Origin of the sequence: Microcystis sp. M_QC_C_20170808_M3Col, assembly GCF_007095505.1 — a bacterium.
Classification (GTDB): Bacteria; Cyanobacteriota; Cyanobacteriia; order Cyanobacteriales; family Microcystaceae; genus Microcystis.
The window spans coordinates 1-9,861 of record NZ_SFBY01000044.1 but is presented as its reverse complement, the minus strand read 5'-3'; the positions used below and the strand labels follow the sequence as shown (position 1 = coordinate 9,861).

Here is a 9,861-nt window from a genome sequence, read left to right as displayed (position 1 = left end):
GTGGGGTAAAATCGAAACGAATAGGCTTTTTCCATGTCTCACATTTTAGCATATATTTGGTAAATGCGCTAGTATTTAACGGTAAAGCCAACCTAGAACGACGGGGTTTCAGACCCAAATTTTCGATGATTAACTCCCAATCCAACTTTAAAAACCCGGTCAAGAATTGCTTCCCCCGCTCGGCACTCACTCACTCTCCTATACCTTTTAAACAGGATTTAGTATGACTTGATTGCGGGCCGATTTGGGGCAAATGCAAAGCCGGATCCTGCGCTGTCCAACCGACGGGAGTATCTAAGCGCACTTCAAAATGAAGATGGGGGGGAATAATATCTGGTTGTCCCGTGGTGCCAACCGTACCGATAACGTCTCCTGCTCGTACCCGTTGGTCAATTCTGACTGTAACCCTGCTTAAATGAGCATAACGGGTCTGCCGGCGACCTAAATGATTAATTACTACCAAATTACCATAGGCCCCTTCCTGACCCACATAAATCACTAGACCATCTTCGGCGGCTAGAACTGGTGTACCAACATCTGCGAGAAGATCAATACCACTATGAAAGAGATTTTTCCCTTCCGTGGGGCTTTTTTGCCAACCGTAGGCTAATCCGACAGTGCTGGCAAAGGGTAAGGGATAAGAACTTAATCCAGTATAATCCGATCGCTTGCCGGCGGCGGACCAATTGGTGCCGGGGATAAAAACTATTGTCGGCTGGCGACCACAACCGTTAAGCTCAAAGAGTATATCGGCACGAATACCATAGGCCGCTTCTAAATCGCGCCAAGTGGAACCCCGGGGTGCTTCGATGCGAATGCCGTTCATCGGGGGAATGAAGATTTCTTTCCCGACGGGGGCCAAACCATTTTTGAGAATAGTCGGATTGAGTTTAATTATTGTTGCGGGGATGAGAGCGTATTTTTCGGCGATTGAGGCGATTGTTTCTCCGGCTTGGATTTTATGGCGTTGTAACCTTGATAAAATCGGCAGGGGACAAACATTATCAGACCCTTGGGCAAAAATTAATTTTTGATTCAAGGTCAAAAAACCTAGACAAAAAAACAAAATTGTGCTAGTGAAACTTAGCCAACTTTTCTCACTTTTGATTCTCCGACCCATGACCATAAAAAAGCGATTTCTTGACTACAAAACCCGGAGAATACTAGGAATACTGTCAATAGCTTCTAAAGACTCTATTGCCGCTAAAGCGTTGCGGAAATTGCCCTCGCGCACATCGTGGGTGACAACGACAATTTCGGCTAAATCACCCCTAATACCAATTTGTACCACGGATTCTAGACTAACCCCATGGTCGCCGAAAGCCATACCTAAATGACCGATTACCCCCGGCACATCGCGACAGAGAAAACGAGCATAAAAACGGGTTGATAAATCCTCCATCGGGGCGATTTGACAATAATGCTGGTGAATACAGCTTAAAAGCGGGTCAAGTTCCTTGGTTTTGCCACTACTTTTTAAAATTCCGACGATATTCATCACATCCGATACTACCGCGCTGGCCGTCGGTCCGCTACCGGCACCGGGTCCATAAAACATCACTTGGCCCAAGGGTTCCCCCTCGACGAGAATAGCGTTATAGACTCCGTTAGCATTAGCGAGGGGATGAGTTTTCGGTACTAGGGTCGGATGAACCCGCAACTCTAGGGTATCGGAATCCTCCTTAACCGTATCTTTTGCGATCGCTAATAATTTAATCACAAATCCCAGTCTATCAGCGTAGGCGATATCGACGGCGCTAACTTGCCGGATACCTTCACAGTAAACATCTTCCCGTTTTACCCGACCTCCAAAACCCAAAGAAGCTAAAATGGCAATTTTATCGGCCGCGTCGAATCCATCCACGTCCGCAGTGGGATCCGCTTCTGCATAGCCTAATTCCTGAGCTTTGGCCAGCACTTCGCTAAAATCTGCCCCTTTTTGGCTCATTTCCGTGAGAATATAGTTAGTTGTGCCGTTGACAATTCCCATGATACTGCTGATGCGATTAGCACCGAGGGATTGTTTTAAGGGTTTAATGACGGGAATTCCACCACCCACGGCCGCTTCTAGGAGGACATAAACCCCTTTTTCGTTAGCCTTGGCGTAGATTTCATCACCAAAACGGGCAATAACCGCCTTATTTGCCGTAACAACGTGCTTTCCCGATGCGATTGCTTGGAGAATTAAAGAGCGCGCCGGTTCCAAACCCCCCAATAATTCGACAATAATATCAATTTCGGGGTCGGTAACGATCGATTCTAGGTCAGTGGTCAAAATATGGGGAGAAAGCTCGATTTCTCTCGGTTTATCTAGGGATCTAACTCCCACTCGTCCAATGGTAATCTCTTTGAGTACGGGATGACGACCAAAAGGATCAAGGAGGATTTTCGCTGTTCCCGTCCCCACAACCCCGAAACCGAGTAAACCAATCTTAAAGGTCACGCTTTTATCTCCTGCTAGTCCGACGCAAAAAATACTAATGGCCAAGCCGTCGCCATTGTCGATTTTATCATTACAAGGTCTTTGTCTGTAGGGTTTTCTTTTGCTGGCGTTCAGGGTCTGATGATGATAAATATTCAGTATTTTTGAACCTAGAACGACGGGGTTTCAGACCCAAAATTTTCGATGAGTGAACCTGTAACCCTTGAGGATATTTACCAGCTATTCCGCGCTTCGGCCGAGGAATTTGATCGCCGTTTAAGGGAAAGCGATCTTCCTCGGGCCGAAATGGAACGTATTTTTGCCGAAGCGAAATTAGAAAGCGATCGCCGGGCCGCCGAAGTCGAGCGCTCGATGGCAGAACTGAAACGCACCGTAGAACGAACCAGCAAAGCGGTAGATAGTCTCACCACTCCCTGGGGTCGATTTGTGGAAGAATTGGTAGAACCGGCGGTTTTACGGCTTTTTCAGGAGAAAGGCATTGATATTAAGGAAGTTTATCCCCGTGCCAGAGTCAAACGTCAGGGCATCGCCATGGAAATTGATATACTAGCGGTGGATGATACAGAACTCGTGGTGGTGGAATGTAAATCTAGATTATCTAAAGATGATGTGGATGAATTTATCGAAAAATTGACTCGTTTTAAAATCGCTTTTCCCCATTATCAAAACTATCAAGCTTACGGTGCAGTGGCGGGAATTGAAATCAACGAGGGAATCGATCGATACGCATATAGAAAAGGTCTATTCGTGATTAAACCCTCTGGGGATACGGTGGCAATTATTAATGATGCTGACTTTCAACCAAATACTTGGTAAAGAGATATAATTAGGTATGAGGCCAAAAAGATGGCGTTGTGATAGATTAAGTCTGGGCAAACGCAATAAAATAAACAGGAGAATTTTTATGACTCGTTTAGTGGAATTTACCTCAGAGGAGGGGACTATTTACATCGAGGTGGATGAAAAGTTACCCTTACCCAAACCGAAACCAGAAGATGAACTTATTAGTCGAACAGATCAAATAGCTGTTAAAGCCACTCAATCTTTTGAAGACGCATTAAATGGGATAAAACCGGTGGCAAATGCCATAATTAATAAGGTCAAAAGTTTGAATGAACCTCCTGATCAGGTAGAGGTAAAACTCGGGATAAAAATGACTGTTGGTCTAGGGGCTATTATTGCATCTGGCAGTGCCGATGTTAATTATGAAATTACCCTAAAATGGGATAACAAGGAAAAAAATAAGCAATCATCTACTCAATGAGGACTTAGATAGAAATAATGGTTGCATCTCTAGAATTTTCTGTGGTCAGAATTTATAAGCAACGAAAAAATCAAGATGATAAAATAGAAATTGTTGGGGCAGGATTTCTAATATCATCAGAATACTTGATTACCTGCGCTCATGTTGTTAATGAATCTTTAGGATTAATAGTTACATCTGCTGAGAAACCCACTGACATTGACATTATTGAGTGTGATTTTCCGATAATTGCATCGGGTACATCTTTAAAAACAACCGTAGAGGTTTGGTATCCGGTTAAAATTAACAGCAATGATCCCCAAGATATTGCTATCTTAAAATTAAAAGATTCAGTTCCTTCACAAGCTCAACCAGTTTCTTTAATTACCTATGAAATAGGAGATTTATCTGATCATAATTATAAAGCTTATGGTTTTTCCAGAAACGAAGGTGTCTGGTCTGATGGTAAGATACAAGGTGATATTGCTAACAACAAAATTCAGATAGAAGATAATAAAAGCACGGGATATGCTGTAGAAGGTGGGTTTAGTGGGACAGCTATCTGGGATGAGCAATTGAAGGGAGTAGTGGGGATGGCAGTAATGGCTGATAAGGAAAAATTGGGTGCAAAATCTGCATTTTTTATTCCTACTAATGTTCTTTTAAAAGCTTGGGATAGGTTGCTAGATTTAGCACGAGTAGAGGGAAGAATACCTGAAATTATCTCCTGGATTAGATGTGTATTTGAAAACAAGAATTATCAAGATCAACTTAATACAGCTTATGAAAATTTAGTAATTGAAGTGAGGGATAATTTAGTGGATTTACCTAGAAAAATTCCTTTCTCTTGGTCTGATTTTATAGAAATAATCTATCAATTAGATGAAAGACATTTTACCTATACTTCTCAATCAAAATTTTCTTGGTTAGAAATATTTATTGGCTATTTAGTTATTCAGTTAAACTCAACAGATGCTCTGGCAAAGTTATTAAAAGAATGGCTAAAAAAATATCAAACAAAATGGGAAGTTTTAATCAATACTTTAGAAATTAATCGCCAGCAGCGATCGCTAAATGTTTCTCAAAAATCAACAGACAAAAATCCCTGCTTATTTGTTAGCCTTACAGAAGAAAACAAATCTTTAATGCTGAGAGCTTGGATTGTTAAAGATATCAACAATTATCATCCCACAGAAAAAGAACCTCAAAAACGTGGAGAATATCAATCTTTAACCCCCAATGAAGGAATAAGTCTGGGTAATCATCTCCAAGAAAATGAATTGATTAATCACCTGAAAAAATTTAAACGAGAATCAGAAAATATCTGTCAATCTTCCCTAGAAAAAGTTCAATTTTTTCTACCCTATAGATTTATTGAAAAAGAGATTAAACCGATTGATTTATTCTCAATTCATGAAGTGGCAATAGCTACAGGCTGCGATCCCCATCATTGGGGAATCGATCATGAGATAATCATGAGATTTTCAGAACGAATAACAGCCGAAAATATCAAAAATCAACAAAGCTATTTATGGATCAAAAAATGCCAACTTTTTCGGAATATACAGCAGCAAAATTTGACCCAAATCTTAAAATGTGAAGAAGAAATCCAAGAACTGATCGAATCAAACAATCAGCAAGCAATTATCTTTAAAAAAACTCTGGCAAATAATGACCATCCGAATAAAATACTCAAATATCATAAATTTAACAATGTTATCGGTTCAAGGTTAACTAATCTCAGTCAAGAAAACTCCTTAGAGTTAAAAAATATTCTAGCCATTTTATACGAAACTGGAATCCCTTTATCTCTGTGGATACGACCCGATGCCAACCAAGAACTTAATTGTCAGGAAAAATTAGACCCTATCTGTCAATGTCCACTAGAAAAATTACCAGAAATAATTAAAAATAAACGTTCCGCCGCTTGGTTAGAAGATAATCATATTGGGAATCATCTATCATTACTTTGGGATGACTATCAGCTTGTTCCCCCCAACTATCCACTTTTGATGCCATAAATTAAATTATGAAAGACTGGAAAATTTTTACAGGAAATCAGGATCCCACAGACGCTTGGACATTACCAGACCCTCCCAGCTGGCGACCTTTTGGCAAAGAAAAGAAACTGGGAGAAAGTCGTCGTAAGCATCGGGGAGAAACCTTTCTAGTGCGCGAAGAAGAAATTAAAATGGTCAATGCAGCCTTGTATTTACGGCGACCTTTATTAGTAACTGGCAAACCCGGAACGGGAAAGTCATCTCTTGCCTATAAAGTCGCCCAGGAATTAAAATTAGGAGAAGTATTATACTGGCCGATTACCACCCATACTACCCTAAAAGATGGACTATATAACTATGATGCGATCGGTCGGTTACAGGAAGTTAAATTACTGGAACGAGAGCAAAAAGAATTAACCCCAGAAGAACGAAAAGACCAATTAAAACAGATTGAAAAATATATTACCCTTGGACCCTTGGGAACCGCATTATTAGAGTCAGAAAAGCCAAGAATACTGTTAATTGATGAAATTGATAAGAGTGATATCGATTTACCCAATGATTTACTCACTTTATTTGAAGAAGGACGCTTTGAAATCCCCGAATTAGTTAGGCTAAAAGAAGAAGTTCCAAGGGTTGATGTCCGAACTGCTTATACCGATACAACCGACATTACCCAGAAAGATATAAAAACACCTATAGAAGATGGTTTAGTTATCTGTAAGGCTTTTCCTTTTGTGATTTTAACTAGCAATGGAGAACGAGACTTTCCTGCACCTTTTTTGCGTCGTTGTCTCCGTTTAACCATGAAAGAGCCAGAGAAACCCGACTTAATTAAAATAATCGAGGCACATTTAGAAGAAACAATTACTAACAATCCAGACATCGATAAACTGATTGATAACTTCATTCAAAAGCGCAATTCACAAACCCTAGCTACGGATCAATTACTTAATGCTATTTTTATGGTCAAAAAAGGAGCTATATCAACTCAAGATGACCTCATTAGTCAACTTTTGAAAGATTTGGGGACGATAGAAGATGAGTGAATCCCCATCTAATTCATCAATTAAAAAACTATTAGATTATCTAGAGCAAACAGGACTAATCGAACGGTTACAACTCAGTGATGAAGATGTAGCTGATAGCATCTGGTTGGCCCTACAAATGGGAGTTGAAGACTTGCAACCACCCCCAAGAAATCCAGAAAATAAACAGCCAATAGATTCATCAACTTCTAATGAAATAGAGAAAAATTTAGAGGACATTCCAGAAGATAACCTATCAAAATCTCAGCCAAATATCGATGTTATTACCGAAGAATCTCTCCCCCAAGAAATAGAGAAAACTACCCCAATCCAAGGCTTTCCTTTTCAAGTTCCTGCTGCCGCGGCACTACAGACAGCACTCCCGATTAGCCGCGCTTTGCGTCCTTTCATGGGAAAAGTTCCCTCAGCCATTAAAACTATTCTAGATGAAGAAGCAACCGCTTCTTTTATTGCAGAAAGGGATATTTGGCTACCTGTGACTAAACCCCAACCGGAACGCTGGTTAACCCTCGAATTAGTAGTAGAAGAATCTAGATCCTCTTTTATTTGGCGAGAATTAATTAATGAGTTACAAAATCTCTTAGAAAATCAAGGAGCATTTAAAACCGTCAGAGTTTGGCAAATATCAACCTCAAATAATCAAGAATTACAGTTAGTAAGACGCAGAAAAAAAGCTAAACCTGAACAACGCTATCACTCCCATAAAGAACTTATTCATCCCAGGGGACAGGGATTAGTTTTATTAGTAAGTGATTGTGTTTCTCCTCTCTGGCAAAAAGCCTTAATTCATCCTTGGCTAAAAGATTGGTCGGAAAAACAACCCACCGCTATTCTGCAACTTTTCCCCGAAAGATTATGGAATAGTACCCAACTAGGACGGGGACGTAAACTCTTTACCACTGCTTTAACTGCTGGTGTTCCCAATCCGAAATTAATCTTAAAAAATTATCCCCAATGGCTACCGATTAACTGGCAAAATACCCTTCTCATTCCCGTAATCACGTTAGAAATAGAAGTCCTCAAGCAATGGGCAAAAGTTGTCGCTGGTTCAGGTAATGCTCAGATTTCCGCTTTTTTATTTGATTTAGAATTTATTAAACAACAAATTATTGAAATTCCCCCTATATCCAGAGAGGAAAATAAGCAAGACAGCGAAGATAAAAACAGCATCAAAAATAAAGCCGAGGCAATGGTCGAGCGATTTTTTGCCACCGCTTCAGAACCAGCCAAAAAATTAGCAAAAATGATGGCAGCTGCCCCGGTAAGTATGCAGGTGGTCAATCTTATTCGTAAAACTCTTTTAAACGAAGTGCGTCCCGTTCATGTGGCAGAATTCTACATGGGAGGTCTATTAAAACCGATTGTAGAAAATGAAGAAGGACAGTATCGAGTCTATGACTTTTTGCCCGGGGTACGTCAAGTCTTAAATGATGCTATCGGTAGGCGACAAACTATCAAGGTACTCGATGCTATTTCCCAATATATTGCCGGGGAAATTAAAAGTCCTATCCGCAGTTTTGCCGCTTTATTAACCCTATTACCCACCTATCCCCCAGAACAAAGAGAAAAAATTCTTCCCTTCGCTCAAGTCAGCATCGAAGTCTTAGGCAATCTGGGGGGAGAATACGCAGAATTCGCCGAAAAAATCGCCGTTAATATTTCTAATCCCCTTCCAATCCCTCAACCCTCGGAACCTCCCTTAAAAACCCGTACCTTTGAATTTATCGTAGCAACGATAGAACGTCAGTCTCGTCTATGGGGATTATTTCCTAAACGAGAAAAATGGGTAATTAAAAAGGAAAAAAGGCAAGCAAAAGGCATTGTCCAAAAACTAGCCGAGGGAGTCGAATTGGAATTGATGGAAATCCCCGGCGGCACATTCACGATGGGAACGGAAGACGAGGAAATCGAAAGACTGGTGAAAAAATTTGGTTGGGAAGGATTTAGAAGTGAAAGACCACAACACCGAGTAACCGTTTCCTCTTTCTACATGGGGCGTTATCCTATCACCCAGGCCCAGTGGAGAGCAGTTGCCTCCCGCACGGATTTAAAAGTAGAACGAAATCTTAACCCTGATCCCTCCCACTTTAAAGATCCCCCCAAACCCCCCTTAGAAAGGGAGGCTTCCGATTCCCCCCCTTTTGAAGGAGCTAGGGGGGGATCACCGACGCGCTGGGATAGACCCGTAGAACAAGTTAGTTGGTATGATGCCGTCGAATTTTGCGCGAGATTATCGAAATTGACAGGGAAAGAATACCGACTTCCCAGCGAAGCGGAGTGGGAATATGCCTGTCGTGCTGGGACAACCACCCCATTTCACTTTGGGGAAACCATTACCGGAGAATTAGCCAACTACGATGCCAGAAAAACCTACGCTGACGAACCAAAGGGAGAATATCGACGACAAACGACCCCCGTGGGACAATTTCCCCCCAATGCCTTCGGGCTGTACGATATGCACGGCAATGTCTGGGAATGGTGTTTAGATCCGTGGCACGAGAATTATCAAGGTGAGCCGCCGAGAGACGGAAGCGTTTGGGACGAAAACAATAATGATAATCGTTATCAAAGCCTATTAATTAGTACAAAAGAACTCTTGACAGATAAACGATACCGTGTACTGCGCGGCGGTTCTTGGAACGTCATCCCTCTTAACTGTCGTTCTGCCTACCGCAACCGGGACCTCCCCGTCATCCTCAGCAACTTCATCGGTTTTCGGGTTGCGTGTGTCTCCCCAGGGCTTTGACTCTTTGCTCTTTTGCCCTCTTGACCTTTTCCGGAATTTTTTGAGGCAACTATAGTACAATCGTATTAATTTAGGGGTGGTCAATTATTTGGGGTGTGGGGTGTAGGTTTTTACCGATTCTGAGGGGGTCAATTACCTAATTTTCAGAGAAAAAGTCCCGGAATTTTCCCCCGATCACTCCCAGAACTGGTACTTTTTGATTGACAAAAAGTCTAAAAGTCTTACCCAACAAGGTTTTTAGATTTATTCAGCAAGCCCTACTTAGGGTCTGCTGAAAAAGTTTTTCGGTGGGGGTAGGAGTCAGGAGTCAGGAGTCAGTAGCCGGTCGTTTCAGGCTTTGTTGCCCTTGTTTTTTGTACCAAGCGATGTACTACAAGAAG

8 protein-coding genes are annotated in these 9,861 nt (G+C 41.5%); 5 read left to right on the top strand and 3 right to left on the bottom strand.

Going from position 1 to position 9,861, the window contains the following annotated elements:
* The 3 genes from EWV84_RS02440 to EWV84_RS02430 all read right to left on the bottom strand — a co-directional run.
* Positions 1 to 190 (bottom strand): hypothetical protein (locus EWV84_RS02440; RefSeq protein ID WP_287076205.1); only part of this gene is annotated, 190 nt, incomplete at its 3' end.
* The gene (locus EWV84_RS02435) at positions 191 to 1,126 is read right to left on the bottom strand and encodes a LysM peptidoglycan-binding domain-containing M23 family metallopeptidase (protein ID WP_287076203.1); all 936 of its coding nucleotides are present in this window, start codon (positions 1,124 to 1,126) and stop codon (positions 191 to 193) included.
* A gap of 18 nt (positions 1,127 to 1,144) precedes the next feature.
* On the bottom strand, positions 1,145 to 2,443 hold the full coding sequence (locus tag EWV84_RS02430; RefSeq protein ID WP_287076202.1) for a homoserine dehydrogenase: 1,299 nt from the start codon (positions 2,441 to 2,443) through the stop codon (positions 1,145 to 1,147).
* Positions 2,444 to 2,626: 183 nt separating this feature from the next.
* Here EWV84_RS02430 and EWV84_RS02425 point away from each other — a divergent pair, with 183 nt between their 5' ends.
* The 5 genes from EWV84_RS02425 to EWV84_RS02405 all read left to right on the top strand — a co-directional run bounded on the left by EWV84_RS02425 (position 2,627) and on the right by EWV84_RS02405 (position 9,481).
* The gene (locus tag EWV84_RS02425; RefSeq protein ID WP_287076201.1) at positions 2,627 to 3,259 is read left to right on the top strand and encodes a DUF3782 domain-containing protein; all 633 of its coding nucleotides are present in this window, start codon (positions 2,627 to 2,629) and stop codon (positions 3,257 to 3,259) included.
* 88 nt (positions 3,260 to 3,347) lie between these two features.
* Entirely contained in the window at positions 3,348 to 3,707 is a 360-nt protein-coding gene (locus EWV84_RS02420; protein ID WP_287076199.1) for a CU044_2847 family protein, read from the top strand.
* 17 nt (positions 3,708 to 3,724) lie between these two features.
* Positions 3,725 to 5,707 (top strand): VMAP-C domain-containing protein, encoded by a 1,983-nt coding sequence (locus EWV84_RS02415; RefSeq protein ID WP_287076197.1) that lies wholly within the window; start codon positions 3,725 to 3,727, stop codon positions 5,705 to 5,707.
* An 8-nt stretch (positions 5,708 to 5,715) separates the two neighbouring features.
* Positions 5,716 to 6,735, top strand: coding sequence for an AAA family ATPase (locus EWV84_RS02410; RefSeq protein WP_287076195.1), 1,020 nt, complete (start codon positions 5,716 to 5,718; stop codon positions 6,733 to 6,735).
* Complete coding sequence (locus tag EWV84_RS02405) at positions 6,728 to 9,481, top strand: formylglycine-generating enzyme family protein (protein WP_287076193.1); 2,754 nt, start codon at positions 6,728 to 6,730, stop codon at positions 9,479 to 9,481. The genes EWV84_RS02410 and EWV84_RS02405 overlap by 8 nt, the downstream gene beginning before the upstream one ends.
* The last annotated feature ends 380 nt before the right edge of the window (positions 9,482 to 9,861 follow it).